Annotated in this window: 28 protein-coding genes, 1 pseudogene and 1 riboswitch; of the genes and pseudogenes, 16 read left to right on the top strand and 13 right to left on the bottom strand. The window is 33.1% G+C overall.

The features are described from left to right. Positions 1 to 4 precede the first annotated feature (4 nt). A complete protein-coding gene (locus BUA82_RS07280; RefSeq protein WP_073006105.1) occupies positions 5 to 403 on the bottom strand; it encodes an Hsp20 family protein in 399 nt (132 codons plus the stop codon). A 218-nt stretch (positions 404 to 621) separates the two neighbouring features. Between BUA82_RS07280 and BUA82_RS07275 the strand changes: the two are divergent. The 7 genes and pseudogenes from BUA82_RS07275 to BUA82_RS07250 all read left to right on the top strand — a co-directional run. After that, positions 622 to 744: pseudogene (locus BUA82_RS07275) on the top strand (pyrroline-5-carboxylate reductase dimerization domain-containing protein); the annotation flags it as partial. 79 nt (positions 745 to 823) lie between these two features. Beyond that, positions 824 to 964 (top strand): hypothetical protein, encoded by a 141-nt coding sequence (locus BUA82_RS20660; protein WP_178140702.1) that lies wholly within the window; start codon positions 824 to 826, stop codon positions 962 to 964. Positions 965 to 1,101: 137 nt separating this feature from the next. After that, complete coding sequence (locus BUA82_RS07270; protein ID WP_073006103.1) at positions 1,102 to 1,785, top strand: response regulator; 684 nt, start codon at positions 1,102 to 1,104, stop codon at positions 1,783 to 1,785. A gap of 110 nt (positions 1,786 to 1,895) precedes the next feature. After that, entirely contained in the window at positions 1,896 to 3,068 is a 1,173-nt protein-coding gene (locus tag BUA82_RS07265; RefSeq protein ID WP_073006101.1) for an NAD(P)-dependent malic enzyme, read from the top strand. A 150-nt stretch (positions 3,069 to 3,218) separates the two neighbouring features. Next, positions 3,219 to 4,508, top strand: a complete 1,290-nt coding sequence (locus tag BUA82_RS07260) for a 2-hydroxycarboxylate transporter family protein (RefSeq protein WP_073006099.1) — start codon at positions 3,219 to 3,221, stop codon at positions 4,506 to 4,508. A gap of 268 nt (positions 4,509 to 4,776) precedes the next feature. After that, positions 4,777 to 5,289 carry an NfeD family membrane protein gene (locus BUA82_RS07255; RefSeq protein ID WP_073006096.1) on the top strand — a complete coding sequence of 171 codons (513 nt, stop codon included), beginning with the start codon at positions 4,777 to 4,779 and terminating at the stop codon, positions 5,287 to 5,289. Positions 5,290 to 5,335: 46 nt separating this feature from the next. After that, positions 5,336 to 6,700: a flotillin family protein gene (locus BUA82_RS07250; RefSeq protein ID WP_073006094.1), complete on the top strand. Its 1,365-nt coding sequence runs from the start codon at positions 5,336 to 5,338 to the stop codon at positions 6,698 to 6,700. Positions 6,701 to 6,748: 48 nt separating this feature from the next. Here the strand turns inward: BUA82_RS07250 and BUA82_RS07245 are convergent, their stop codons facing one another. The 11 genes from BUA82_RS07245 to BUA82_RS07195 form a co-directional block, all read right to left on the bottom strand. Beyond that, positions 6,749 to 7,069 carry a hypothetical protein gene (locus BUA82_RS07245; RefSeq protein WP_073006092.1) on the bottom strand — a complete coding sequence of 107 codons (321 nt, stop codon included), beginning with the start codon at positions 7,067 to 7,069 and terminating at the stop codon, positions 6,749 to 6,751. 44 nt (positions 7,070 to 7,113) lie between these two features. Next, on the bottom strand, positions 7,114 to 7,902 hold the full coding sequence (kamE, locus tag BUA82_RS07240) for a lysine 5,6-aminomutase subunit beta (RefSeq protein WP_073006089.1): 789 nt from the start codon (positions 7,900 to 7,902) through the stop codon (positions 7,114 to 7,116). Between the two features lies 1 nt (position 7,903). Further along, the gene (kamD, locus tag BUA82_RS07235; protein WP_073006087.1) at positions 7,904 to 9,457 is read right to left on the bottom strand and encodes a lysine 5,6-aminomutase subunit alpha; all 1,554 of its coding nucleotides are present in this window, start codon (positions 9,455 to 9,457) and stop codon (positions 7,904 to 7,906) included. A gap of 3 nt (positions 9,458 to 9,460) precedes the next feature. Beyond that, the gene (gene kamC / locus BUA82_RS07230; protein WP_083599822.1) at positions 9,461 to 10,948 is read right to left on the bottom strand and encodes a lysine 5,6-aminomutase reactivase ATPase KamC; all 1,488 of its coding nucleotides are present in this window, start codon (positions 10,946 to 10,948) and stop codon (positions 9,461 to 9,463) included. Between the two features lie 48 nt (positions 10,949 to 10,996). Then, positions 10,997 to 12,025, bottom strand: a complete 1,029-nt coding sequence (gene kamB, locus BUA82_RS07225; RefSeq protein WP_073006084.1) for a lysine 5,6-aminomutase reactivase subunit KamB — start codon at positions 12,023 to 12,025, stop codon at positions 10,997 to 10,999. Between the two features lie 19 nt (positions 12,026 to 12,044). Beyond that, positions 12,045 to 13,319, bottom strand: a complete 1,275-nt coding sequence (kamA, locus tag BUA82_RS07220; RefSeq protein ID WP_073006082.1) for a lysine 2,3-aminomutase — start codon at positions 13,317 to 13,319, stop codon at positions 12,045 to 12,047. A gap of 14 nt (positions 13,320 to 13,333) precedes the next feature. Next, positions 13,334 to 14,368 carry an L-erythro-3,5-diaminohexanoate dehydrogenase gene (gene kdd / locus BUA82_RS07215; RefSeq protein ID WP_073006081.1) on the bottom strand — a complete coding sequence of 345 codons (1,035 nt, stop codon included), beginning with the start codon at positions 14,366 to 14,368 and terminating at the stop codon, positions 13,334 to 13,336. A 71-nt stretch (positions 14,369 to 14,439) separates the two neighbouring features. After that, positions 14,440 to 15,258, bottom strand: coding sequence for a 3-keto-5-aminohexanoate cleavage enzyme (gene kce / locus BUA82_RS07210; RefSeq protein WP_073006078.1), 819 nt, complete (start codon positions 15,256 to 15,258; stop codon positions 14,440 to 14,442). Positions 15,259 to 15,263: 5 nt separating this feature from the next. After that, a complete protein-coding gene (kal, locus tag BUA82_RS07205; protein ID WP_073006076.1) occupies positions 15,264 to 15,653 on the bottom strand; it encodes a 3-aminobutyryl-CoA ammonia lyase in 390 nt (129 codons plus the stop codon). 195 nt (positions 15,654 to 15,848) lie between these two features. Further along, positions 15,849 to 16,024: riboswitch (Lysine riboswitch) on the bottom strand. A gap of 119 nt (positions 16,025 to 16,143) precedes the next feature. Then, positions 16,144 to 16,560 (bottom strand): hypothetical protein, encoded by a 417-nt coding sequence (locus BUA82_RS07200; protein WP_073006074.1) that lies wholly within the window; start codon positions 16,558 to 16,560, stop codon positions 16,144 to 16,146. A gap of 109 nt (positions 16,561 to 16,669) precedes the next feature. Further along, the gene (locus BUA82_RS07195; protein ID WP_073006072.1) at positions 16,670 to 17,509 is read right to left on the bottom strand and encodes a CPBP family intramembrane glutamic endopeptidase; all 840 of its coding nucleotides are present in this window, start codon (positions 17,507 to 17,509) and stop codon (positions 16,670 to 16,672) included. A 503-nt stretch (positions 17,510 to 18,012) separates the two neighbouring features. On the opposite strand from BUA82_RS07195, the gene BUA82_RS07190 reads away from it, so the two are divergent. The 9 genes from BUA82_RS07190 (at position 18,013) to BUA82_RS07150 (ending at position 24,481) form a co-directional block, all read left to right on the top strand. Continuing rightward, entirely contained in the window at positions 18,013 to 19,299 is a 1,287-nt protein-coding gene (locus BUA82_RS07190; RefSeq protein ID WP_073006070.1) for an adenylosuccinate synthase, read from the top strand. Between the two features lie 349 nt (positions 19,300 to 19,648). Beyond that, positions 19,649 to 19,906 carry an autorepressor SdpR family transcription factor gene (locus tag BUA82_RS07185; RefSeq protein WP_073006068.1) on the top strand — a complete coding sequence of 86 codons (258 nt, stop codon included), beginning with the start codon at positions 19,649 to 19,651 and terminating at the stop codon, positions 19,904 to 19,906. Positions 19,907 to 19,922: 16 nt separating this feature from the next. Then, positions 19,923 to 20,513 carry an SdpI family protein gene (locus BUA82_RS07180; protein ID WP_073006066.1) on the top strand — a complete coding sequence of 197 codons (591 nt, stop codon included), beginning with the start codon at positions 19,923 to 19,925 and terminating at the stop codon, positions 20,511 to 20,513. A gap of 66 nt (positions 20,514 to 20,579) precedes the next feature. Further along, positions 20,580 to 20,960 (top strand): hypothetical protein, encoded by a 381-nt coding sequence (locus BUA82_RS07175; RefSeq protein ID WP_073006063.1) that lies wholly within the window; start codon positions 20,580 to 20,582, stop codon positions 20,958 to 20,960. 425 nt (positions 20,961 to 21,385) lie between these two features. Next, positions 21,386 to 21,880 carry a GNAT family N-acetyltransferase gene (locus tag BUA82_RS07170; protein WP_073006061.1) on the top strand — a complete coding sequence of 165 codons (495 nt, stop codon included), beginning with the start codon at positions 21,386 to 21,388 and terminating at the stop codon, positions 21,878 to 21,880. An 84-nt stretch (positions 21,881 to 21,964) separates the two neighbouring features. After that, positions 21,965 to 22,150 carry a DUF1858 domain-containing protein gene (locus BUA82_RS07165; protein WP_073006057.1) on the top strand — a complete coding sequence of 62 codons (186 nt, stop codon included), beginning with the start codon at positions 21,965 to 21,967 and terminating at the stop codon, positions 22,148 to 22,150. Positions 22,151 to 22,300: 150 nt separating this feature from the next. Then, the gene (locus BUA82_RS07160; RefSeq protein WP_073006055.1) at positions 22,301 to 23,068 is read left to right on the top strand and encodes an acyl-[acyl-carrier-protein] thioesterase; all 768 of its coding nucleotides are present in this window, start codon (positions 22,301 to 22,303) and stop codon (positions 23,066 to 23,068) included. Next, positions 23,061 to 23,840, top strand: a complete 780-nt coding sequence (locus tag BUA82_RS07155; RefSeq protein WP_073006053.1) for an acyl-[acyl-carrier-protein] thioesterase — start codon at positions 23,061 to 23,063, stop codon at positions 23,838 to 23,840. The genes BUA82_RS07160 and BUA82_RS07155 overlap by 8 nt, the downstream gene beginning before the upstream one ends. A gap of 158 nt (positions 23,841 to 23,998) precedes the next feature. After that, positions 23,999 to 24,481, top strand: a complete 483-nt coding sequence (locus tag BUA82_RS07150; protein WP_073006052.1) for an NUDIX hydrolase — start codon at positions 23,999 to 24,001, stop codon at positions 24,479 to 24,481. 159 nt (positions 24,482 to 24,640) lie between these two features. Here BUA82_RS07150 and BUA82_RS07145 read toward each other — a convergent pair whose 3' ends face one another. Then, positions 24,641 to 25,882, bottom strand: a complete 1,242-nt coding sequence (locus BUA82_RS07145) for a BaiN/RdsA family NAD(P)/FAD-dependent oxidoreductase (RefSeq protein ID WP_073006051.1) — start codon at positions 25,880 to 25,882, stop codon at positions 24,641 to 24,643. Positions 25,883 to 25,887 lie beyond the last annotated feature (5 nt).

Genomic DNA, 25,887 nt, shown 5'->3' with positions numbered 1-25,887 from the left:
TATTTTAAATTTTTGATAAAACAATGGTTAAAAACCCGTTATTATAATTAGTATATATACTTTTTTCGTGGATGTTATCTAAATAAAACATTCTACGAAAGTTGTCTGAAGGTATTCTTTGTTTTACATAATTTTTGCTTTTACCCTTAGTATTGTTTTCAGCAGAAATTACAAGAAATTTATTAACATATTCTACTTTAATATCCTTTTTATTAAAGTTCCGTAGGTCTGCTTCTACAAAATATTTTTTTGGAGTTTCCTCTAGTTTAACTTTAAAATCTTCATTGATTAATTTTAGATTGAAACTCTTTTTAATAAAATAATTTTCGAAAAATTCATTAAAGAATTCTTCGCTGGTTAAAAACTTATTTTCAGATACTTTGAAAGGGATTAAATCATTCATATAAGTCCTCCTTTCTTATATCTTCACTAATAGCTTTTGCTTTTTAAGCCCTTGCTATGCTATGGTGTTAGTGGTGAAGTATATAAATAATAAGAAGGAAGCATAATATTTCTTTATACTAATTAATTATTGGTTATTTAGAAATTGTTTTATGTACAAGCTTGAAAATTTTATTTAAAATATAAACTATTTAAAACATATATTATTTAATACAAAATGATATGGTGTGTTCACCCTCAGGCACTACCATAGAAGCTGTGACCGCATTAGAGGAAAATGACTTTAGAAATGCGGTAATAAAGGCTGTAGAAAGATGTAGTGATAAATCTAGAAACATGTAACCATCAATTAATTCTCTGAATAATAATTTTTAAATTAGGGAAAGATTTTACTGAAAAAATTATTAAGAGGAGAATGGATATGGGAAAAAATAAAAACAAGCAAGAAATGCAAAGCATGATAGATGAAAGTAACGATTCTAAAAATGCAAAAAATGGGTACACTACCCGAGGAAATTCTGCAAGACAGCCTGGTATAAATGATACTAAAGGCAAAAAATAACAATTTAAATTAAAAACTGCCTTAATGGGCAGTTTTTTTACATTTATTCTTTAATTTTGATATAATAAATATGGTGTTATAATGTGTTAAAAAATAGCCTGTAACAATTACTATTAATCTGCCAAAGGGGGGATAAAATGATAAGCGTTATAATAGTAGAAGATGATAATATGGTGGCAGAAGTAAATGAGATGTATGTCAATAGTGTAGATGGTTTTTCAGTAGAAAAGGTATTTAATAATAGTTGGAATGCTTTTAATTATTTATGTTCTAACAAAATAGATCTAGTACTTCTGGATGTTTATATGCCTGGAATGGACGGAATGAAGTTTTTAGACGAGCTTAGAATAAAAGAAATTAAAACTGATGTTATAATGGTAACTGCTGCTCACGATGTGGAGCATATTGATGAAGCCTTAAGATCAGGAGTTGTGGATTATCTTATTAAACCCTTTGAATACGAAAGAATAAAGAAATCCCTTTTAATCTACAAAAAGAGATATAATCTTTTAAGGGAAAAAAAGCTATTTGTACAGGAAGATATAGATACGCTTATAACCCAAAATCATCAGGAGCTTAAGAGGTTAAAAAAAGGTCTTCATGAAAACACATTGGAAATAATAGAAGATTTTATGAAAAATAACGTTAAGGATTTCACTAACAGCGAAGAACTTTCTGAAAACTTAAAAATGTCTAGAGTTACCATTAGAAGGTATCTTGATTATTTAGAGTTTACTGGAAGGGTAATTAAAGAAATGGAATATGGTACTGTAGGAAGACCTGGTTATTTATATAGGTATAATAGGGAAGTTATAAATTAGTTATTACAAAATTCGTTAATAAAATATCATAATTTTTTTTATTTATTAAATTACTTTTAATACTCATAATGAGTTAATATAAAATAAGAAAGAGTCAAGGAGTGAATAACATGAATATTTACGAAAAAAGTCTAAAAATGCATGAAGAGAACAAAGGTAAAATATCTGTAGATTCAAAGGTAGCATTAAAAGAAAAAGAAGATTTAAGTATGGCATATACTCCTGGAGTTGCAGAACCTTGTAGAAAAATTAATGAGAACCCTGAAAACGTTTATAAGTATACAAGTAAAGGAAACCTTGTAGCTGTGGTTACTGATGGAACAGCAGTGCTTGGACTAGGTGATATAGGACCTATGGCAGGTATGCCTGTTATGGAAGGAAAATCACTTTTATTTAAAGAATTTGGTGGAGTAGATGCTTTTCCTATCTGTCTTGGAACAAAAGATCCAGAAGAAATAATAAAAACTGTTAAATTAATAGCTCCCACCTTTGGAGGAATAAATTTAGAAGATATATCAGCTCCAAGATGTTTTGAAATAGAAGAAAGGCTTAAAAAGGAATTGGATATACCTGTATTCCACGATGACCAACACGGTACAGCCATAGTAACAGTAGCTGCATTAATCAATGCTCTTAAGGTTACTGGCAAGAAAATAGAAGATATAGAAGTAGTTATAAATGGTTCTGGAGCAGCAGGTATAGCTATAGCTAAGATGATTATCAGCATAGGAGCAGGTAATGTAATACTTTGCGATAGAAAAGGAATCATAACTAAAGAGAATGCTGTAGGCAATAAATACAAAGAAATAATGGCTGAAGTAACTAACAAACATGGCAAAACAGGAACATTAAAAGATGCTGTTAAAGGGGCAGATGTTTTTGTAGGGGTATCTGCACCTAACACTTTAACTGAAGAAATGATAAAGAGCATGAATACAGATTCCATAGTATTTGCTATGGCAAACCCTGTACCTGAAATAATGCCTGAGGAAGCATTAGAAGCTGGAGTTAGAGTATATGGTTCTGGACGTTCAGACTTCCAAAATCAAATTAATAATGTTTTAGCTTTCCCAGGATTATTTAGAGGAGCTCTTGACGTGAGAGCAAAAGAGATCAATGAAGAGATGAAAATAGCTGCAGCTTATGCTATAGCTAATATGGTAAAGGCTGAAGATTTAAAGGAAGATTTCGTAATACCTAATGCTTTAGATAGAAATGTAGCTAAGAATGTAGCAGAAGCAGTAGCTAAAGCTGCCAGAGAAAGCGGAGTAGCTTTAATTTAAAGGATATTATTAACTTCAAGTGGAACATACTTCTCCCAGTGAAGCTAAGAATATATGAATAGGGACACAACATCCTTAACACTCTATCTTTTCAGGGAGTGTTAAGGATGATAGTCAATATTATAAAACATAAAGGGAAGAGGGGTCATAATGGAAAACAACAAAGCAAAATCCTTTAGAATCATGGGATTATCCTTACCGGTATTTTTAATTTTTTCTGCAATTATACTTATAGGAACCTTCTTAGAAGTTCTTCCTACAGGCATGATAGGTGCTTTAGCGCTTATGATGGTACTAGGAAGCGTACTTGGTTTAGTAGGAGATAATATGCCAATTGTAAAGGACTACCTTGGTGGAGGACCAATAATAATAATATTTGGTTCAGCAGCTTTAGTTATGTTTAAACTGCTACCAGAAAGTTCAATTAAAATCATGACAAATTTTATGAAGGGTGAAGGTTTCTTAGACTTTTATATAGCAGCTCTTATTACTGGAAGCATATTGGGTATGAATAGAAAGCTTCTTATAAAAGCAGCCTTAAGATATTTACCTGCTATATTAGGTGGTGTGGTTGCTGCACTAGGACTAGTAGCTTTATTTGGTGCTATTATGGGATACGGTGCAAAAGAAGCCATATTCTACATAGGAATTCCAATTATGGGTGGTGGAATGGGAGCAGGAGCAGTGCCTCTTGCAAAAATATTCGGTACTGCCATGACTCAGGATCCAACTAAGATGTTATCCATAATGGTTCCAGCAGTAGCCATGGGTAATGCTTTATCTATAGTTTGTGGGGGATTATTAGATAAGTTAGGAAAAGTAAAGCCAGCTTTAACAGGTAATGGTGACCTTATGAGAATCGAAGGAGAAGCAGTAGTGGAAGAAGATGATGCAGTGGCACCAGACTTCTTGCTTATGGGAAAAGGCTTATTCTTAGCAGTATCCTTCTTTATCTGGGGTAATATAGTGGGAAAATTAGTGCCAGGAGGCATACATCCTTATGCTTGGATGATAATCTCCGTGGCATTAGTAAAAGCCTTTGGACTTATTCCTAGAGAATACGAATTAGCTTGTCATCAATGGTTCTCCTTTATAATGAAGAATCTTACACCAGCATTACTTGTGGGTATAGGTGTGGCATATACTAATTTAAATGAAGTTATAGCCGCGTTCAGCTTAACCTACATAGTTCTTGTAGGGGTAACAGTTATAGGAGCTATAATAGGTTCTGGAATAGTGGGAAGATTTGTAGGCTTCTATCCTATAGAATCTGCTATAACAGCAGGACTCTGCATGGCTAACATGGGTGGAACAGGAGACGTTGCAGTACTTTCTGCAGCCAACAGAATGAAACTCATGCCTTTCGCACAGATTTCTTCAAGGCTTGGAGGAGCGTTTATACTCATTCTAGCCAGCACGCTACTGAAACTGTTTGTTTAAAGAAAATTAGAATTGAGAATGTAGAATGAAGGAGGAAACTCCTAGCGGAGTTTCTGAGAATTTATGTGAATAGCCCAAAGGCCTCAGGCCTTTGGGCTATTTTTCTTAAAAAATCTAAAAACTCCTCAGGAGTTTTTAGATTTTCAACTATATTCATTAGTTTTTCTGATGCTCTTTCAGAAAAACTTTCCTACATTCTCAATTTTAAATTCTAAATTCTAAATTATTCTGTGGTATAATATGTATATAATGGAAGGGGTGACAGCAGATGAAATTTATGTATTATTTATTCTTTAGTGCAGGGGTAGTTTACACCATTATTACATTTATATTAGGCGGTATATTTGACAGCCTTGATATAGGAGGAGATGGTGCTTTTGAGGGAGTATTTTCAGCCTTAAAGCCAGCGGTAATAATTTCATTTATAACTATCTTTGGTGGGTTAGGACTTATAACTTTAAACAAGATGCCTTGGTATTTAAGTATTATAATTTCATTTGTTTCCGCTTTAGCTATAGCTTTTTCTATTAATAAGTTTATTGTAGTTCCACTTTATAAATCTGAAAATACCAGTTCTGGAGAAAGAGCTGAATTTATAGGCAAGGAGGCTAAGGTTATAAGTACTATATTAGAAAACTCTTATGGCACCATAGCTTACAGTTATAAAGGAAATAGCTATACATCTCCAGCAAAGAGCTTAGAAGGGGAAAGAATAGAACAAGGAAGTAATGTGATAATTGTAAAAATTGAAGGTAATACTTTTTATGTAATCTTAAAATAATCCTAAAGGGTTATATAAATAATAAATAAAAAAAGGGGGAATAAGTATGAATCCAGATTTTTTAATTCCTATCATTATAGCTGTTGTTATTATAGTTTTAATTATAGGGCTATTGTCCATGTGGAGAAAGGTTCCGCAAGATAAAGCTATAGTAGTTACTGGACTTAAAAAGAGAGTAATTTCCGGAGGCGGTGGAGTAGTAATACCAATGCTGGAAAGGACCGATAGAATATCCTTAGAAAATATGAAAATTGAAATAAGGATAGGAAATGCTCTTACAGAGCAGGGGGTTGGTATATCTGCTGATGGAGTTGCAGTTATTAAAGTTAAGTCTGATCATGAATCTGTATTAGCTGCTGTTGAACAGTTTAATACAGGCAATGAGGATAAGACCATAGACATAATCAAGGATACTTCTAAGGACGTTTTAGAAGGTAAGCTAAGAGAAATAGTATCAAAGCTTACTGTAGAGGAAATATACAAGGATAGAGAAAAATTTGCTTCCAGGGTTCAAGAGGTAGCAGCCATTGATTTAGATCAAATGGGATTAGAGATAAAGGCATTTACCATAAGAGATATATCTGATAACAATGGATATCTTGCAGCTTTGGGTAAGGGAAGAATAGCAGAAGTTAAAAGGGATGCTGAAATAGCTGAAGCAGAAGCTCAAAAGGAAACTAAGATAAAGACTTCAGAAGCTTTTAAAGAAGGGGAAGCTGCTAAGCTTGTAGCTGAAACTTTTGTGGCCGAATCTTTAAAAGATAAAGAGCTAAAGGTTCAAGCTTATAGAAAAGAACAGGAAACAGCAAAAGCTATGGCTGACTTAGCTTATGAGATAGAATCAAATAAAGTTAATAAAGAAGTTACCGAAACCTCTATGATGGTTGAGATAATTAAAAAGCAAAAAGAGATAGAACTTGCTGAACAGGAAGCTTTAAGGAAGGAAAAAGAACTTGAAGGTACTGTTAAAAAGCAATCAGAAGCTATGAAATTTGAAGCTATACAAGAAGCTCAAGCCAAGGCGGAGGCAATAAAGCTTGAAGGACAAGCAAAAGCTGAAGCTATGAAGATGGAAGGTATAGCAAAGGTAGAAATAATAAGAGAAACCGGTAAGGCAGAAGCAGAAGCTATGCTTAAAAAGGCTGAAGCTTATAAGCTGTACAATGATGCTGCTATGGCTCAAATGATCATTGAAAAGCTGCCAGAGATTGCAAAGTCAATAGCAGAGCCACTTTCAAAGACAGAAAAGATTGTTATTATGGATGGAGGAAATTCCACCTCTGGAGGAGCTTCTAAGGTTACAGGTTATGTTACAGATATAATGACCAAGCTCCCTGAAACCGTAAAGGCTACCACAGGAATAGATCTTTTAGAAATGATTAAAAATTCTCAGAAGAAAAAAGAAGAATAATATAAAAGACTAAGAATCGCTACAATACTGCGTTCTTAGTCTTTTATATTATTTATCAATTATTTTAATTATACTGTAGAAGCATAAACATATAAAGAACAGCAATACTCCTAGAGCCATTACATATAATCCTAAAATTAAAGAAGTTTTTCCTAAAGGTCTTCCTATAGTCCATATAAGCAATGCTGTTATTAGTGAAATTATTATAGAAAAATATGCAGAGAGCTTGCTGTAATACATTAATCTTTTGTTCTTTATCTTAAGCTGAGATGTTTTTTGGCATAAGGATAGCTGTGACCAGCAGCTCTGACAATATATATCCTCATAACTGTTAGTCTTGCCACAGTTTTGGCAGACCTTTTCCTTCACAATTTTATACCTCGCTTTATATAGGATTTATAGTGTATATACTTTTAAAGTAGTTTTCTATTTACCATTTCTGTCACTGCAAAAGCTGCCACATCATCTGCGTATTTTCCAGGGCCAAAACCAGCATCATAGCCAAGCTCTTTAGCTAGTTCGTGGGTTATCCTTGGACCTCCGCAGACAAGAATAATCTTGTGTCTTATGCCTTCCGCTTCTAGAAGTTCTACAAGTTCTGTTAAGTTTTGAATGTGTATATTTTTTTGGGTAACGGTTTGTGAAACTAAAAGTACGTCAGCTTTTAACTCTATAGCTTTTTTTATAAACTCTTCATTAGGAACTTGACTTCCAAGGTTGTAGGCTTCAAGCATTTCATATCTTTCAAGACCATAATGACCTGCATAGCCCTTCATGTTCATAATAGCATCTATACCTACGGTATGAGCATCACTGCCAGTAGAAGCACCTAGCACTACTACCTTTCTTTTAATGTTACTCTTTATATAGGTATTTATATCTTCCATGGACATCTTATCCACATCTACAGATTGTACCTTTATGGAATTATAATCTACCTCATAAGAAGTGTTTCCATAAACCACAAAGAAGGTAAAGTTATCATCTAAGGCATTATGAAAAGCTACATTAGGTTCTTGTAAGCCCATTTTTTTTGCTAGTATTTTTGCTGCTTCGCAAGCTCTATCTCCATCAGGTAGTGGAAGGGTAAAGGAAAGCTGCACTTTTCCATCGTTCATAGTGTCCCCATAGGGTTTTATTCTTTCGTAGTCCAGAGTTTTGTCGAAGTCTTTTTTATCTGTAGAATATAATCCGCTGCTCATATTAGTTCCTCCTTAGCATAGGCTCAATAAAGGGATTAAAGTAACTCTCATGCTTTTCTATAACTCCATCTAAGCCTTTTCCACCGTTTATTGGTCTTTTTACACCACCGAAGATACCTTTTTCTAAGGTAGTAAACAGTCCCTGCCCTTGAATTTCTTCAAGAAGATTACAGGCCTTATTAAGCACTTCATCGGCTCTTTTTTGAATTATGCCATCACTCTTAAAGCAAATTTCATCTCCTAAATCTTCCATGGTGTGATTAATATATCTAGCATTTTCTATAGAAAGAGCTCTGTCAGACATTAAAGGAGTATGAATAGCTTCAGTAAGCATTCCAAGAAGATGTATCCTTTGGGAAGTCATCACAGTTACTATATTAAATAGAGCGTCTTGTACATGTCCTTTAAAAATGTTTCCTGTCATAAATTTAGTAGGTGGCATGTATTTAAGAGGAGCTTTAGGAAAGATCTCCCTGGCCATTTGAGCTTGGGATAATTCAAAGAGAAACCCATTTTTAAGCTCAGGATCAATTTCAAAGGCATGGCCTAGTCCCATTTGCTCTTCAGGAAGACCAGCCAGCAGTGCAAATTGTTCATTTATTAGTTGAGAAGCCAGCACGGTATGGGCCTCTTCTACGGCATCCGCAGTGGTTAAATAATTATCTTCTCCGGTATTTATTATTACGCCGGCAAAACCGTTGATAGCTCTTGAAAAGAATTGATCTATCATGGTTCTTTTCATATTTATATCCCTAAAAAGAATTCCATAAAGAGCATCGTTAAGCATTACGTCTAATCTTTCCATAGCTCCTAAGGCAGCTATTTCAGGCATGCATAGTCCTGAACAATAATTACACAGCCTTATATATCTTCCACACTCTTCTCCTACTTCATCCAGTGCTTTTCTCATGAGCCTAAAATTTTCTTGGGTGGCAAAGGTTCCGCCAAAACCTTCAGTGGTGGCTCCATAGGGCACATAGTCTAAAAGGCTTTGTCCTGTGGTTCTTATTACAGCGATAACATCTGCACCTTGTCTTGCAGCAGCCTTAGCTTGAGTTATATCTTCATATATATTTCCAGTAGCCACTATTACATAAATAAGAGGACCTTTTTTATCTCCATACTTATTTAAAAGCATGTTTCTAGTTTCTCTATTGTTTTTTATTCTTTCTACGGTTTTATTTACTATAGGGTTTAAAGCAAGTTGTATATTAAATAAATCCTCTTGCTTAAGCTTAGTTAAATCTAGCTCTCCTTTTGATACTCTCTCTGCTATTTCTTGAGGAGTTAAAGAAGTTTCTATCATAGCATTACCTATAAAATAAGCAGCGCCTAAGGATAAACCTCCACCCTTACATATGTTTTCTACCACTATGTTAGCTAATGGAACCCCTACTTCATCCACACCATCAATGCCAAGAAGTCTACATACCGTCCTTTCTACAGCGGTGGTGGTATGTTTGTTTATAAATTCTTGAGTTTCTAATGCGATGTTTTTTGCATAATTTCTTGCTTCATCTACTTTTTGAAAATTTAAGTTTAATTTGCTTTCCATATACTAATCCCCCTTTTCGTATAGTTTTACTGCACTTTCTACTATTTCTTTTTTAAAATTTAATAACTTACATATATTTAATGCATCTTTAGGAACCTCAGAAGAGGCAGATACCTTTTCTAAGTTAAAGTCCATATACTCTTGAATTATTTCTATAGAGTCTTCTCTAGAGGTCTTAAGTTTATTATTTAATGTGTTAAAATCTGCTTTTTTTAATCCTATACACTGATAATGGCAAATACCTTCCTTAGCTATGCCATGATAATGAGTGGCTATAACAGCTATACTATTTAATTTATTCATATAAGAGGTAACAGAGCTACAGAGTATAGCCCCTTCCTTAGGGTTTGTACCCCTGGCAAATTCGTCTAAAACTATAAGTGCTCTACCCTTGTCAGCTTCATTCAATACTTCATTAAGCTCCATTATTTCTCCCCCAAAGCTGCTAAGGCCTTTGGAGAGATTCTGTTTATCCTCAGAGCTAAAATAAACAAAGTTGAATAAACAAAGCTTTAAACTTTTGCAAAAAGGAAAGAAACCAAAATGCACTAATAGAATATTTAGTATGAGAGTTTTTAAAGCTACGGTTTTACCTCCCATATTTGCTCCTGTAATTACTGTAGAGCCTTGGTTAAGCTCTATACATAGCTTGGTAAAAGTTCTACCTTTAGAATCTAAAATCTTTGCGATATAAGGGTTTAAGGCAGAGTCCATATGAATGATTAAATCATTAGATAATTCAGGCTTTCTCCCGCCATATTTAATAGCTAGCTCACCTTTAGCAAGGAGTATATCCACTTCAGCTAGGCTCTTTAAATTTTCTATAATATCTTCAATGTATTTATTTAACATATTGGATAAATATTCTTTTACTTTAAGTTCTTCCTGGAGTTCTTCATTTACAATATTAAGTCTTAAAGCTTTTAAGCTTTCTAATTCCTTGGGTGAAGAGGTGAACATCTTATTTTCTATAGATTTTTTTCTTTCCCTTATATCCTTTAATGTACTGCTATAAGCATCGTAGATGAAAAAAGTAGGTAGCTTTTTATCCTCAGGGTCTAGAAGCTTTAATACAGGATGAATATCATTAAGCTTTAAAGTGGGTATTATTTTTTTAAGCTTTATATCCATACACAAGCCTTGAAAATTAGTTAAGTTTATACATAGATTTTTTATTTCAAATAGCTCTACTTCATCTAATATATTATTATTTATACAGCGTTTTATAGAGCCAGAAATATCTTTAAATTTCATTAGGCATAATTTTAAATCATTATATTCTTTTTCCTTTTGTCCCATATCTTTAATAAGCTTTTCAAGTATTAGAAATTCATGTTGAAGCTTATCCTCTTCACCGGGTTTATATATGGTGAGAGAATTTTTTATGTTTAAACCATAAGGGGTTATGGGGGCAAATTCATCCATAATAAAGTTAAAGCCTATCTGGTTAAGTACGCTGGGTGAGATAAATTTCATGAAATAATCCTTCATAGGTAACCCCTCCTTAGTTTATTTATTTTTAAATTCATTAAAAATAATTTACGGGTTAAATATATTAATAACAGGTACATTTAATTTTTCTTGAAGTTTTTCTTTAAATATGTGAGAGTCAAATTCATAGCCTTGGGGAGAGGTAGGGTTTATGGTAACTGCCAATAAAGAGGTTTCTTTAAGCACTTTAATATTTCCCCCTAGGAATATAAATTTATTATAAGTATCTTCAGAAATTATAAGTTTAGTACTATCTTTTACTAATAAAGTAATATTTTTTAAACCTTCCCTTAAAGATAATAAATCTAGTAAAAGCTTATCTGTAACAGCACCATTAACCAGTATGTAACGGGTAAAGGAATCTACATTTTCTATTATTTCCTTTGAACAGTGTAGTGAGCTTACTACCTTTAGAATTTTTGGCTCATGGTATTTATTTATAACTACCACCACATTATTTTCTCCATGGGCTTCTGCTACTCTAATTATTTGGTTGTCCTTTATAGCCTCTAGGGAAAATAATCTAACGGTAAAGGTTGTTTCATCAATAACTTTTTCCATATGGCTGCTTAATGCTGCACCTGTAGCTAAAATGCAAGCTTCTGTTATAAAAGGGGAGGAAAAAGATTTCCTGCTTAAAGCACCATCTACCATTATTTTTGAAGCACCAAGTTCATAGAGCTTTTCAATAATAGAAGAAAGTTCAAAAAGGGTAGAGGGGCCAGCCAAATCAGCATAGCCTCCACTTAAGGCCCTAACTATTATTATCTCTCCCATGGGAGTGTTTATCCCTGTGGAATGTAATATTTCCTTGGTAAAATCACAAAGAAAAAGGCTCTGTCTAGAGGTAGCCAGCAAGGTGTTTTCTCTTACAAATATTCTGGGTTTTTTAGTGAGGGTCACTGCATCTAATTCCTCTCCATCTCTACCTATGGAGGTAGTTCCAAGGACCATGTCATTATGAGAAGTCTTACTTAACAGATAGTTAAATACTTCTGTTTTTCCAGCATTTTTGCACATGCCCATAATGCATAAGGAATTATAGTCCTTTATTAAATTTTCAAGAGAAGCATTCATGCAGCAGCCCTCCTTATATTTATATTTTTAATAGTTCTGGATTTTCAGTGAGCTTTCTTTTTCTTCTTGGAAGATTTTCTGGTTCAAGGGATAAATTGTTGCCTTGCAGCAAGGAAACAACTCCGGTAAGTTTGGAGGTTTTTAAGCTTCTGCAATGGTCACAATTACAATCTTCCTTATAATTATCCGGTTCGCTGTAGGTGGTAATAACCCCTTCAAAGTTTCTTAGTACTATCTTTCCAGGAGCTTGAGATATAACATAGTTTGGCATTACTGGGGTCTTTCCTCCTCCTCCAGGTGCATCCACCACAAAGGTAGGAACGCAGTAACCTGAAGTATGTCCTCTAAGACCTTCAATAATCTCTATACCCTTGGAAACTGGAGTCCTAAAATGCTCAAGACCATAAGATAAGTCACATTGATATATATAATAAGGTCTTACTCTTATCTTAACCAGTTCATGAACTAGATTAGTCATAACATGAACACAATCGTTTACTCCTCGTAGCAAAACAGACTGATTTCCTAAAGGTATGCCTGCATCTGCAAGCTTTGCACAAGCTATTTTTGACTCCTCTGTTATTTCATTAGGATGGTTAAAATGAGTATTTACCCATATAGGATGATATTTTTTCAGCATATTTACCAGGTTATCAGTAATTCTTTGTGGAAGAACCACAGGCACCCTAGTTCCAATTCTAATTATTTCTACATGAGGTATTTCCCTAAGTTTCTTTATGATATATTCAAGTTTTTCATCTGATATTAGAAGAGCATCTCCACCGGATAAAAGCACATCTCTTATCTGAGGAGTATTTCTTATATATTCTATGGCTGCTTCTATCTGGGACATAGGTAGAGGGCAGTCATGCTGGCCGGCAAACCTTCTGCGGGTGCAGTGCCTGCAGTACATGGAGCATTGGTCTGTAATTAAAAGCAACACTCTATCAGGATATCTGTGAGTTAAGCCTTTTACAGGGGAATCGCTGTCCTCGTGCAGCGGATCTAAGAGGTCTGCAGAGGATTTCTTTATCTCTAGAGCTGTAGGTATTGCCTGTCTTCTTATAGGGTCATAAGGATCTTGAGGGTCTATTAGTGATAGATAGTAAGGCGTAATAGCCATCCTTAAGGTTCCCAAGCACTCCTTTACACCTTCCTCTTCTTCTGGTGTTAGCGGAAGATATTTCTTTAAATCTTCTAAGGTTTCAATTTTGTTTCTTGTCTGCCATTTCCAATCCTGCCACTCTGTATCCGTCACGTCTTTGAATAGTTCAAAGCGCCTATAAACTTTCATAATACTCCTCCTATTTATAGATACATTTCATCAAATATATTTCTTAAGGTGGCACTTTCTCTTAATTCCCAAAGGGTTATATCTGCGTGGTCTTTAGTATAGCCGTTTCCAATGATCATAGTTACATCTTTTCCTATACCTTCAGCGCCTAGTGCAGCTTTTGTAAAGGAGGTAGCCATGGAGAAGAAATAAACTATTCCATTATCTCTAACAGGCAATATACAGGACATCTCTGAGTTAGGTATATTTACACAGCTGATGGATATATCCACTTCCTTGCCGTTATTTGCTTCTAGGGTTTTATTTAATACATCCATAGGGGTAGTGGCATCGGAAACTATAGCTTTATGGCATAATCCCCAGGATAAGAGCTTATCAGCCTGAGCTTGTTTTCTTACCATGGCTATAACATTTCCTGTAGGGCCTACTCTTTTCATAGCTTCATAGCAGCATAGCATTCCAGATTTTCCTGCAGAACCTAAAACTAATACGCTGTCACCGGGTTTAACTAATTTTGCTGTTTGAGCAGGGGCCCCAGCTACATCAAGAGCTGCCAAGGCTAAAGCTTCTGACATATCAGAAGGAAGCTTTGCATATATTCCACTTTCAAAGAGTATTGCTTGAGCTTTAACATCCACTCTATCTATATCTTTTTTTACATCTAAAATTTCATAGATTTTCAATGGTGTAAGACTTAAGGAAACTAGAGAGGCTATCTTATCTCCCACCTTTAAATCCCTATGCTTTAAGTCATCTCCTATAGCAGCTATGGAGCCTATAAGCATTCCACCAGAGCCAGTTACAGGATTTTGCATCTTTCCCCTTTCTTTTACTATAGATAATATCTTTTCTTTTATCTTTTCTACATCTCCTTGAGCTTCTTCTTCTATTTGTGTAAAGCTGGCAGAGTCAATATTTAAAGATTGTACATCTATAAGAAGTTCATTAGAGTATATTTCCATATTATTATCTATTTTATAAGCTGCTTGAGTTAAAACTCCTTGTGGTTCTAGAACCCTGTGGGTACCGTATTTACATCCTTTTTGCATAATTTATTCCCCCTTAATGTTTGAAATTATTTTTATATAGACAATATTCAGATAATTAATTTTAAAAAAATCTACTTTAATCCTAAGATTATTCTAGCTTCTTCTGGTGTGGCAATTTCTCTTCCTAATTCTTTAGCTATTCTTACCACTTTTTCTACCATTTCACCATTAGAATTTGCTAGTATACCTTTAGAAAGATAAACATTATCTTCATAGCCAACCCTTACATGTCCACCCATTATTATGGACATAGTAGCCATATTAAATTGACTCTTTCCAATACCAGATACAGTAAAGGTAGAACCTTCAGGTATACTTCCTGCCATAAATATTAAGTCTCTTGGAGTGGCAGATATGCCTCCATTTACTCCCATAACAAAGTTAAAATGCATAGGAGTTTTTATATAGCCCTTTTTCTGAAGCCTTAAGGCCATATCTATCATTCCTTTGTCAAAGACTTCTATTTCAGGCTTTATATTTAGTTCTATCATTCTGCTGCCAAAATACTTAATGGTGTTTTCTGTATTAACAAACACATCATCCCCGCCAAAGTTGCAGGTACCACAGTCTAAGGTAGCCATTTCAGGTAAAAGCTCTATAGGCTGTAATCTTTCGTCATTAGTCATACCTACAGCTCCCCCGGTAGAAGGCTGTATTATAGCATCAGGACACTTTTCTTTAATGGCATCTATGCAAAGCTTAAATCTTTCTTTGCTCTGAGTGGGTGTTCCATCATCTTCTCTTACATGAAGATGTATTATGCTGGCTCCCGCCTTATAAGCAGCATAGGCTTCATTTGCAATTTCCTCTACAGTATAAGGAACGCTGGGGTTATGTTCTTTTGTAACTTCAGCACCGCATATAGCTGCTGTTATTATAAGTTTTTCCAAAGATATCAATCCTCCTTTTTTCTTTGCTTGGTAACGGGTACTACACAAGTACCACTAGCTCTGCATATCACTATGGGCTCTTGTAAAAAGTCTGCTGCAGAATCATTAATGTCTGTTCTTGGAATTATTACTTTTCTGGCTTCAAATACCATTTTTCTTGAAGACTTACCTGAAGAAACCATCTCTCCAGTAGCTTCAATAAAATCACCTGCATATACAGGAGCCATAAATTCGATACTATCATAGGCTTTAAATAATCCCTCATCTCCATCGTTTCTTATGAGAAGTTCTGTGGCTACGTCTCCAAAAAGCTGAAGTATACGGGCTCCATCTACAAGATTTCCTCCATAATGAGCATCTTGAAGGCTCATTCTTAATCTTATTACGGTGTTCATAATATAAACCTCCTTTTAAAAATATTGTGAAAAAATTAACAAATAGTGGGGCTTTTGTATTGAAAAAATAGCTTATCGGTTGAACTGTAGAGCTTTAACAGATTAAATTAGAGAAAAGAAAAGACACTGAAAATTTCAGTGCCTGGATAACCAATTTATTATTGTGTGCTATCCATGCAATGAAAAATTTTTCATTACATAAATAGCGCTCCGTAAAATACGGCAAAAATAAAGCTGTATACTTTATTTCCAAGATAGGACGCAAGAACACATCATATCTTTCGGCAGACAAACCCTTTATACAGGGCATTGAAGGTTCTTCTCCTTAACATCCCTGTACTACACTATTTATCCGCGCCTCTATTTATGAGTTTTAAATATTCTCCTAATTACAATTATATGGAATCAACGATATATTGTAAACGTTTTTGAAGGGGTATTTCAATAAATTTTATAGACATAATTCGACAAAGGCACTTTTAATATATCTTTATTTATAATTATCTACTTTAAGCACAAGGTTATAGAGTTGTTGAACATTAATTTGAGTTTCATATAACATGTTACCAAGAGTATATAATTCCTTTTCTTTAATACCTACTATTCTTGTTTGTGCAGCTATAGGAAAAATATAATTATCTTTTATAAAAGGTTTTTCATTTGCACTAACTTGTTCTTTGTATGATACATAGTAAATTTTGTAGTTATCTACCTTTCCTAAATACTTTATTTCAATAGCTTTTAATTCTGATGAGGAGTATTTTTGATGTGATCTAAATTCTTTAATGATTTTTTCATCTGAACTTGAATTAGAATTTTGACTGCTTTTGCAGTTAGTTAGAATTATAAAACTTATGAGAGAAATTAATAAAAACAGAATAGAAAATATAATCTTTTTATAGTTCATAGAATGCCACTACTTTCAAATATTATTAAATTAATTATGCAATATATTCTTGCTATATAAATTGTATCCATCATAGTGTGATGAAAACCGTATCTTTATATATTATTTATTATCCTTCATTATTGATACTACTTATGGAGGGTTCAGAAGAGTTATTAGGTCTAATCTTATATAGATGCATCATGAGGATAATGCTTCCAATACCTCCTAATATCATATATACATATATTAAGTTTTGCGTGTAATAAACTAGCAAGGGAACTAGTAATGTACCTAAAATATTATAAGTGCAGTGCAAAATAATAGGGGTAATGATGGATTTGGTCCAATGGTACGTTAAGGCTAAAGCTAGTCCTAATATAAAGGTATATATAAATTGAAGCTTATTTCCATGGGCAACACCAAATATTATGGCTTGAAGTATTAAAGCTAACCACAGAGGTGAACTTTTATATAGCTCTTTAAATATAAGGCCCCTAAAAAGTATTTCTTCAAAGATAGGAGCAAATAGTACCACAGCTAGAATTCCTAATATACTATTCATGCCTGCAACCATATCTTGAGATACTTTAGAATAATCAGGGAATACTGGGGTAAGTATATTTACAAGGCTTATTGTAAATAATGATATACAAATAGAAAATAGTGATAAAAATAAAGCATACTTAACTGGAATCTTCTTAAAGCTTAAGTTCTTCATAAAGCTTTTATCACGAATTTTGAATATTAGGATGTACATAAGTAAAGAAATGGCTGAACTTATTATTAATATAATCCCCATTTGGCTCATAATGATTTTTTCAATGTTATTTTGGCTAAGTCCACCTAACTGTAGGGCAGAATTTATAGCTAAGTAAATACTAGCAATTATTATCACTAAAAATTGGCTAGCAAAATAGATTGCAAAATATGTTAAAGATAAGAGGAGAGATTTAAAAAAGTTTTTCATCAAAATGCACCTCGCTAAATTTACTGAAAAAGACATCTATTTTAATTATACATATGATGTAAGGAAATTATAATAGTTATATTTAATAAAGCATGAAAAAATTGTAAGCATTACCTTAATTCGAACTATAATAATATTATTTTTATAATTGTTCGCACTTTATATTGACTGGAAAAACATACTTTGATAGTATGTTATGGGACGATATTCATGAAAAATAAACTTAATTTCATTATTATGGTTTCTTCTCCAATACTTGTATTATAGCTGTTAAGCTATGGAAGTAAAACATGTATGTAGAGGTTGTAATAGTGGACAAAGTTCCAAGTTTAAAAATGTAAAAAAGTCCGGCTATAATTGTGAGAAAATATGTGGAATGTTCGCCTTATGTAAACTTCAGTAACAGCTAATAACTCTACAAGATATCTCATGAAAAGAAATTATCATAGAAATAGCAAAATTCTGTTCTCATGAATTAATCATGAACTAAAGGAGGAAAAGTTATGTCAGCATTTATAATTTTAGGCGCTCAATGGGGAGACGAAGGGAAAGGAAAGATGACGGACTACTTAGCTGAAGATGCTAAGGTGGTGGTTAGATTTCAAGGAGGAAATAACGCAGGACATACTGTAGAAGTAGGAGATAAGCAATATAAGCTTCATCTTATTCCTTCAGGAATATTATATGATGACAAGATTAACATAATAGGTAACGGCGTGGTAGTGGATCCACAGGCTTTATTTCAGGAAATAGATTACCTTGAGGGCCTTGGAACAAAGGTTACTCCAGATAAGCTTGCCATTAGTGATAGAGCACACCTTATAATGCCTTATCATAAAATATTAGACTCCCTTAAAGAAAAAGCTAGAGGAAAAAATGACATTGGAACTACCGGAAAAGGAATAGGGCCTTGCTATACAGATAAATTTGAGAGAAGCGGTATTAGAGTTTGTGATTTGATGCATAAGGAAGTTTTTGAAGAAAAATTAAAAGAAAATATTAATATGAAAAATGATTATATAACCAAGGTACTAGGAGGAGAAGCACTTAACTTTGATGAAATATTCAATACTTATATGGAATATGCAGATAGGATGAGACCTTTTGTTAAAGATACCTCCGTGGTAATATATGATGAAATAAAGAAGGATAACAGCGTTTTATTTGAAGGTGCTCAAGGCATGCTTCTTGATATAGACTATGGTACTTACCCCTATGTTACCTCCTCTAACACTACAGCAGGTGGAGTTAGCAGCGGAACAGGTATAGGGCCAACCATGATATCTAAAGCTATAGGAATAGCAAAAGCCTATACTACAAGAGTAGGTAAAGGACCATTCCCTACAGAGCTTAACGATGAAACTGGTGACTGGATTAGAGAAAAAGGTCATGAATATGGTGTAACCACAGGAAGATCTAGAAGATGCGGATGGCTAGATTTGGTAATACTTAAAACCACTACTAGGGTTTCAGGGTTAACAAGCTTTGCTGTAACTAAAATTGATACCTTAGCAGGGTTAGAAAAAATAAAAGTGTGCACAGGCTATAAATTTGACGGCAAAGTAATAGACTACTTTCCAGCAAGCCTTGAAGACCTAGCAAAATGCGAGCCTATATATGAAGAATTTCAGGGTTGGGGAGAAGAAATAGAAGAAGCAAGAAGCTACGAAGAACTACCAGAAAACGCTAAGATATATCTAAAGAAAATAGAAGAATTTACTGGAACAAAAGTAGCTATAGTTTCCGTAGGACCAAAGAGAGATCAAACAATAAGAGTGGGAACAATTTAGAATTTAAAATGTAGAATGAAGGATAGTTTTTCTGAAAAAGTGTCAGAAAAACTTCAGAATTTAGTTATAAAAAGGGCTTCTAAGGAAGCCTTTTCTTATTTACATTAAAAAAACTCTTTGAGTTTTTTTAAACTTGGAGGAGATTGGGAAGCCGTGGGGGCTTCCTTTTTTAATTAATTAAACTTAAATATGAGAGTTATTTTAAGATAAAATTCAAATAAAAAAATATTTATAATAGCATAATTAGACTATAAAAGCGCTTGCATTTTTATAAAAATGAAATATAATTATAGTATAGATATTTAGTTAATTAACTAAATATCTATACTATATGGAAAGGAGTCATCATATGAGTAAAGCATTTAAGGCTTTAGGGGATGAAACAAGAAGAGAAATATTGAAGATGCTTAATAAAAGAGATATGAGTGCAGGTGAAATATCTGACCATTTTAATATGTCTAAACCATCTATATCTAAACATTTAGAAATTTTGAGGGAGGCAGAATTAATAAGCTCTGAAAAAAAAGGTCAATTTGTAATTTATTCAATTAATACTTCAATAATTCAAGAAGTTCTTGGAGGTTTTCTGGAAATATTCACAAAATAAAAGAGGAGAGATTGCTATGAAAAATATCGATTTTACAAGAGCATTATTTTTAATTACTTCACTATTGATATTAGCTGCAGGTTTTTTTATTTCTGAGAGCAATTTAATGGTTTCTGTAGTTGGTGCATTGATTATTGTTTCATTGGTTGTATTTGATATACAAGCACCAAAAATAGCCAAGCTATCAGAAAGTAACCCTAAGATTAAAACTATGAGATTTTTAAATAGATTTGCTATATTTTTTGTTACTACTTTTTTTATATTTGCCATGTTATCACCAATTGAAAATTTACTTAACTCTAAAACACATGAAATATTAATTGTTGGGGTAGTTTCAATATTTATTATGATTTTTGGTAACCTTTCGCCAAAAATACCCTTTAACAGGTATTTAGGATTAAGGCTTCCTTGGACCATAAGAGATGAGGATACCTGGAAAATAGCCCATAAGATTTTAGGTTATTTAGCATTTCCTGTTGCAATAGGAATGTTTGCATCTTCATTCTTTTTTAATATTGAAAAAGTATCAGTTACTTGTATTTTAATTTGGATTATAATTCCAAGTATATATTCATTAATATTTTATTATAAAAAGATAAAAGCATAAAACTAGAAATGACTTTTTTACAGATTCTATCGTATCAATATGTAATATGATGTGAGAGGTATGTCTATGAAGAATATAATTTTACCTATAGTTTCATTAGTTATATCTTTGGTATTAATTACTGGTTGCTCAGCTGTAAAAAATACAAATGTCATAAGTAATAAAGAGCAAGCAAACTTCACTGTGAAGGAACAAGACATAAGAGAATTAGCATATAATCAACTAACTTCAGGTGATAAGGAGAGAATTGCAAGAACTTGGAAGGATAGCAAACTATCTAAAATAACTTTAAGAGAAGGAATGGGAAATATTACAGATAAATCTTACATGGGGAAAGAAGTCTATCTTGTAGATTTTCCAACTGAAAGCAACTCAATTCCTAATAATATGATTGTATATTTAAGTATAGACAGTAATAAATTATTGGGCTATGGATTTGTAGAGTAGAAACAAATTCCAGAAGCTTCATCTGAAGCTTCTTTTTTTTTTATACATTCTAAGAAACTCTGTGATTTTACACCTTTATTCTAAATTATAAGTTGTTAATTTATACCATGGTGCCAGTCACTTGACGAGTGACAAATTTGATAAATGAAATTTAGTGATTTATAATTAAAATATTATTTTCAAGTATTAAATGAAAGGGGGGAATATTTAGAATTGAAAATCAAAAAATTAGAATGGAATAAAAGCACAATATGAATAAGTAAGAAGTAAGAAGAACAAGCAAGAAGTAATAGTTAATAAGTAAGAAGTAAAAAGAATAAATAATAAGTAATAGTTATAACTAATTTTAAAAAAACTCTGTGAGTTTTATCCATAACTCTTACCTTCATTCTGCATTCTAAATTTTCAATTCTAAATTAACTAACATGTTTCGTAAAGCTGTTATTGAAGATATAGAAGAAATAATGAATATAGTTCAAGGTGCTGTAGCTAAAATGAATGAGCTAGGTAATGATCAATGGGGTGAGGATTATCCTAAAGCTCAGGATTATTTAAAGGATATTAAAGAAGGTACTTTATTTGTTTATTGCCAAGGAAATGATATTCTAGGGGTTATTTGCATAAATGAAGATGAAGCTCCAGAGTATAGTGACGTATCCTGGAGAATAAATGCAAAGGCCTTAGTAATTCATAGAATAGCTGTAAAGGTTCATAGCCAAGGAAAGGGAATAGCCTATAAGCTTTTAGGCTTTGCAGAGGATTTAGCTAGAGAAACTGGGATAAACTATATAAGAACTGATACTTATACAAAAAATAATGGAGCTCAAAGATTATTCTTAAAATCCGGCTATGAATTTAGAGGGGTAATCCATTTTACAAGAAGACCAGAGGACTTTTATTGCTATGACAAAGTTTTATAATATAATTGATATTTGATATCAATTATATTATACTATAGTTGTAACTTACTATTAGTAAGAAAAATAATATTTGGGGATGATAAGATGGAAATTACAAAAGATATGACCATAGGTGATATCATTATGTTGTACCCTGAAGCTATAGATGTATTGATGGGAATGGGACTTGGATGCATAGGTTGCCCTGCCTCACAAGTGGAAACTTTAGAAGAATCAGCAATGGTTCATGGACTGGACTTAGACATGATGCTTCAGGAATTAAATAGATAATATATAATTGTGCATACTTAAATGAGGTATGCACTTTTTTACTTTATTATATAAAAATTATCCATGAATAAGTAAATAATATTTACTTTAATTTTTGATGTATAATTATAGTTAGTTATGAAATTATTTACTAGTTAAGGAGTGATATTTATGGGAATGAGAAGTTATGTTAAAGATTATGAAGTAAGATATTATGAAGTAGATTATAAAAGAAGGCTTCTTATAACCAACTTAATGAATTATTTTTCAGACATAGCTATGGAGCATTCAGATAAATGTGATATAGGTCTAGACTTTTTAATGGAAAAGAATCTAGCTTGGGTTTTATATGAATATGATATAGAGCTTTTTAAACATACCTATTATGGAGAGAAGGTAAAGATTACAACCACAACCCATGGATTTAAAAAGTTTTTTGCCTTCAGGCTTTTTAAAGTAGAAGATGAGCATGGAGAAATAATAGCTAAAGCAAAGTCAAATTTTATTATGATAGATTATAAAAAGAGAAAACCCGTTAGATTAGCAGAAGAGTTTTATAAGGGGTATGACCTTACGGAAGACATGAAGGAAGAACTTGATTTTGATAAGCTTGAAAAACTTAATAATATTAGTGAAGAAAAGTCTTTTACAGTAAGATATAGTGATATAGATTCTAACACCCATGTAAACAACGTTAAGTATGTAGAATGGTTAATAGAGCCTGTACCACTAGAAATAGTAAAAAACAATTTTTTAAGAAGGATTAAAATTAAATATGTTAAGGAATGCTTATATGGAGATACAATAAACTCAAAGATACAAATAGTGAAGGAGCAGGATGACATTAAAATCATACATAAGATTGTAAACCATGAAGATAAGGAGCTAACTATAGCAGAAACCTATTGGAGTAAAGAACCGGAGGAAAGTAATGAATAATAAGAAATTTACCAAAGAATATGAAGTGCATTATTATGAAGCAGATCATAAAAAAAGAGCACTAGAAACATCTATAATAAATTATTTTACAGATACAAATTTAAACCTTGCCAATATTTGTAAGATACCTTTAGAGAAGCTTCATCAAAGCAATCTTACCCTTATGTTGCAAAAGTACGATGTGGAATTCTTAAAATCTGTATATCAAGGAGAAAAGCTTAGGGTAACTGCTTCCGTAGAAGGTGTTAAAGGACCTTGCTTTTATAGAAGTGGAATAGCTGAAGACTCCTTAGGGAATACAGTGGTGAAGGGAAGAGGGTTAGTATATTTAGTTAATACAGAAAGCAGACGTCCCACTGAAGTCCCTAAAGAAATTTATGAAGCCTACGGCATAGAAAGACCTTCAGAAGAGGATTTTCCTTTTGAACACATTAAAGCTATAGAAAGAGAAGATTACTCAAAGGAATTTGAAGTTAGATACAGCGACATAGATATTAACGGCCATGTAAACAACAGTAAATACATTACCTGGGCCCTAGAAACCTTACCTTTTGAGCACTATGACAGGTATAGGATGGAAAGAATAAGGATAGTGTATCTTAAAGAAACCTTTTATGGAGAAAAGATTTATTCTAAGATTGAAATAGACAATTCTGAAAATGCTGAAGGAAGAGTTAAAGCACTTCATGAGATAAGAAATAGGGAAGGTAAATTGCTGTGCGTGGGGGAAATGAGGTTTAAAGAAATTTATAATGAAGGAAAAAATTCCTAGAAGAATTTTGAGAAATATACTAATAAGCTCTTGGAGAGTTTATTTGAGTAGGTTAGAGAAGTTTACTTCAAAATTAATAATTATAATTCTAATAGATAGTATCATTAATTATAGTTCACAATTGTTAGAGTCTGCGAAGTGAATTAAGGGGGTATATTATGAACTTTCCAACTCATATTGTCACTGTAGGTGGAATAATAGAAAATGATAGAGGTAAAATACTCATGGTGAAACATCCAGTAAGAGGATGGGAAGTACCGGGGGGACAAGTTGAAGTAGGAGAAACCGTTACAGAGGCATTTAAAAGAGAGGTAAAGGAAGAAACAGGAATAGATATAGAGATTAGTAATTTAGTATCAGTTAGTTCCAATATAGGAATTGGGACTCAATATGATGGTGTGAGTCCAATACCTACGATTGTAACTTTGGCATTTGCTGGTAAAGCCGTTTCTGGTGAATTGACTACCAGTGAAGAAAGTCTAGAAGTTAGCTGGGTTGATAGAAATCAAGTTTTAGATTTAATTGATGAAGATTTTACAAGGGATAGGACGAGATATATGTTGAATTATGATGGAAAGATTACATATTTCGTATTTTCTCGCAATCCGTATGTTATTCATGGAGTACAGTATCTTCAATGATTAATTCGTAGCTTTTTCATATTTTACTAAGGGAAAACTATCAGTACTTATAAGCAGCAAGAAAATAAAGCCTTATCTTAAATTACCTTGTAAAATAAGATATAGGCTTTATTTTATATAATAAAAACGAATCTATTATTCTCAATTCTAAATTCTAAATTAAATCAGGCTGCTGGCTGCCGCATGGGCTGATGACCACGCCCATTGAAGGTTAAAGCCGCCGCAGTCTCCGTCTACATCTAGTATTTCTCCAATAAGGTATAGACCTTTTATTAATTTGGATTCTAGAGTCTCTGGGTTTATGTCAGTGGTGTCTATGCCTCCTGCAGTAACTTGGGAATTGTTAAAGCCATTATGTCCTGTGCAGATAAACTCCCAGTTTTTAATTATATTTATTATGTTATTTTTTTCTTCGTAGGTAATATCAGAGGCTGGTTTGTGGATATTATCAACCTTTGCTTCTTTTAGCATAATAGGTATCATTTTTTTGTTTACTATTCCTATAAGACTGTTATAGAGGCTTCTGTGTCCTAATAAGCCCCATTGTCCTTCAAGAAAATCTGTAAGTTCTTCCAAAGTAAATTGAGGCATCATATCTACCTTAAGAGTTACTTTATTTTTAGCATTCAAGGCTTTTGTAGCTATTCTGCTAAGCTGGAGTATGGGTGGCCCTGATATGCCATAGTCTGTGAATAAAATTTCTCCAAACTCTTTCCTCATAGGCGCATCATTTACTAACACTGCTGCAAAGCCATTAAACTTAATACCGGATAAACCTCTAAGGTTTTTATTATCTAGTTTAAGTTGAACAAGGGCAGGTACAGGTGGAATAACTTTATGTCCTAGGGCTTTTGCTAAGTTATATCCTGAACCATCAGAGCCTGTGCTTGAAAGAGAATTTCCTCCACAGGCTAATATAAGTTTTCCACAGTTTAAAAAGGGTATCTCTTGGTTTTCTGTGGATATTTTAAAGCCTTTAAGATTATTGTATATGGATTTTACCTTACAGTTTAAGTATATGGGGATTTCTCTATCCTCTATAGCAAATCTCAATATATCTAAAACAGAAGAAGCTTGGAGTGACATAGGATACATTTTACCCTCTTCTAGAGTGGTTAAATGAAGACCTAACCCTTCAAAAAAGTTTATAGTATTTGCAACGGAAAACTTTGATAATGCAGCTTTAAAAAAATCAGTATTATCACAGTGATATCTGTCATAGGGGGCGTCAATATATTTGTTGGTTACATTACACCTTCCGTTTCCTGTAGTTAATATCTTTTTTCCTATTCTGTCACCAGATTCTACTACGGCTACATCTATGCCATAATCTTTTGCTATGATGGCTGCTAAAAGCCCTGAGGCTCCACCGCCTACAATTATCACATCATGATAGATCATTTTAT

This window comes from Clostridium amylolyticum, assembly GCF_900142075.1.
In the GTDB taxonomy this organism is placed as follows: domain Bacteria; phylum Bacillota; class Clostridia; order Clostridiales; family Clostridiaceae; genus Clostridium_AA; species Clostridium_AA amylolyticum.
Note: the sequence above shows the minus strand (reverse complement) of the source record. Positions and strands in the feature narration are given on the sequence as shown.

Excerpts from the sequence above, each read along its gene's own strand:
- BUA82_RS07280 (WP_073006105.1), bottom strand. The coding sequence starts at position 403 with ATGAATGATTTAATCCCTTTCAAAGTATCTGAAAATAAGTTTTTAACC.
- BUA82_RS20660 (WP_178140702.1), top strand. The coding sequence starts at position 824 with ATGGGAAAAAATAAAAACAAGCAAGAAATGCAAAGCATGATAGATGAA.
- BUA82_RS07270 (WP_073006103.1), top strand. The coding sequence starts at position 1,102 with ATGATAAGCGTTATAATAGTAGAAGATGATAATATGGTGGCAGAAGTA.
- BUA82_RS07265 (WP_073006101.1), top strand. The coding sequence starts at position 1,896 with ATGAATATTTACGAAAAAAGTCTAAAAATGCATGAAGAGAACAAAGGT.
- BUA82_RS07260 (WP_073006099.1), top strand. The coding sequence starts at position 3,219 with ATGGAAAACAACAAAGCAAAATCCTTTAGAATCATGGGATTATCCTTA.
- BUA82_RS07255 (WP_073006096.1), top strand. The coding sequence starts at position 4,777 with ATGAAATTTATGTATTATTTATTCTTTAGTGCAGGGGTAGTTTACACC.
- BUA82_RS07250 (WP_073006094.1), top strand. The coding sequence starts at position 5,336 with ATGAATCCAGATTTTTTAATTCCTATCATTATAGCTGTTGTTATTATA.
- kamE (WP_073006089.1), bottom strand. The coding sequence starts at position 7,902 with ATGAGCAGCGGATTATATTCTACAGATAAAAAAGACTTCGACAAAACT.
- kamD (WP_073006087.1), bottom strand. The coding sequence starts at position 9,457 with ATGGAAAGCAAATTAAACTTAAATTTTCAAAAAGTAGATGAAGCAAGA.
- kamC (WP_083599822.1), bottom strand. The coding sequence starts at position 10,948 with ATGAAGGATTATTTCATGAAATTTATCTCACCCAGCGTACTTAACCAG.
- kamB (WP_073006084.1), bottom strand. The coding sequence starts at position 12,025 with ATGAATGCTTCTCTTGAAAATTTAATAAAGGACTATAATTCCTTATGC.
- kamA (WP_073006082.1), bottom strand. The coding sequence starts at position 13,319 with ATGAAAGTTTATAGGCGCTTTGAACTATTCAAAGACGTGACGGATACA.
- kdd (WP_073006081.1), bottom strand. The coding sequence starts at position 14,368 with ATGCAAAAAGGATGTAAATACGGTACCCACAGGGTTCTAGAACCACAA.
- kal (WP_073006076.1), bottom strand. The coding sequence starts at position 15,653 with ATGAACACCGTAATAAGATTAAGAATGAGCCTTCAAGATGCTCATTAT.
- BUA82_RS07200 (WP_073006074.1), bottom strand. The coding sequence starts at position 16,560 with ATGAACTATAAAAAGATTATATTTTCTATTCTGTTTTTATTAATTTCT.
- BUA82_RS07195 (WP_073006072.1), bottom strand. The coding sequence starts at position 17,509 with ATGAAAAACTTTTTTAAATCTCTCCTCTTATCTTTAACATATTTTGCA.
- BUA82_RS07190 (WP_073006070.1), top strand. The coding sequence starts at position 18,013 with ATGTCAGCATTTATAATTTTAGGCGCTCAATGGGGAGACGAAGGGAAA.
- BUA82_RS07185 (WP_073006068.1), top strand. The coding sequence starts at position 19,649 with ATGAGTAAAGCATTTAAGGCTTTAGGGGATGAAACAAGAAGAGAAATA.
- BUA82_RS07180 (WP_073006066.1), top strand. The coding sequence starts at position 19,923 with ATGAAAAATATCGATTTTACAAGAGCATTATTTTTAATTACTTCACTA.
- BUA82_RS07175 (WP_073006063.1), top strand. The coding sequence starts at position 20,580 with ATGAAGAATATAATTTTACCTATAGTTTCATTAGTTATATCTTTGGTA.
- BUA82_RS07170 (WP_073006061.1), top strand. The coding sequence starts at position 21,386 with ATGTTTCGTAAAGCTGTTATTGAAGATATAGAAGAAATAATGAATATA.
- BUA82_RS07165 (WP_073006057.1), top strand. The coding sequence starts at position 21,965 with ATGGAAATTACAAAAGATATGACCATAGGTGATATCATTATGTTGTAC.
- BUA82_RS07160 (WP_073006055.1), top strand. The coding sequence starts at position 22,301 with ATGGGAATGAGAAGTTATGTTAAAGATTATGAAGTAAGATATTATGAA.
- BUA82_RS07155 (WP_073006053.1), top strand. The coding sequence starts at position 23,061 with ATGAATAATAAGAAATTTACCAAAGAATATGAAGTGCATTATTATGAA.
- BUA82_RS07150 (WP_073006052.1), top strand. The coding sequence starts at position 23,999 with ATGAACTTTCCAACTCATATTGTCACTGTAGGTGGAATAATAGAAAAT.
- BUA82_RS07145 (WP_073006051.1), bottom strand. The coding sequence starts at position 25,882 with ATGATCTATCATGATGTGATAATTGTAGGCGGTGGAGCCTCAGGGCTT.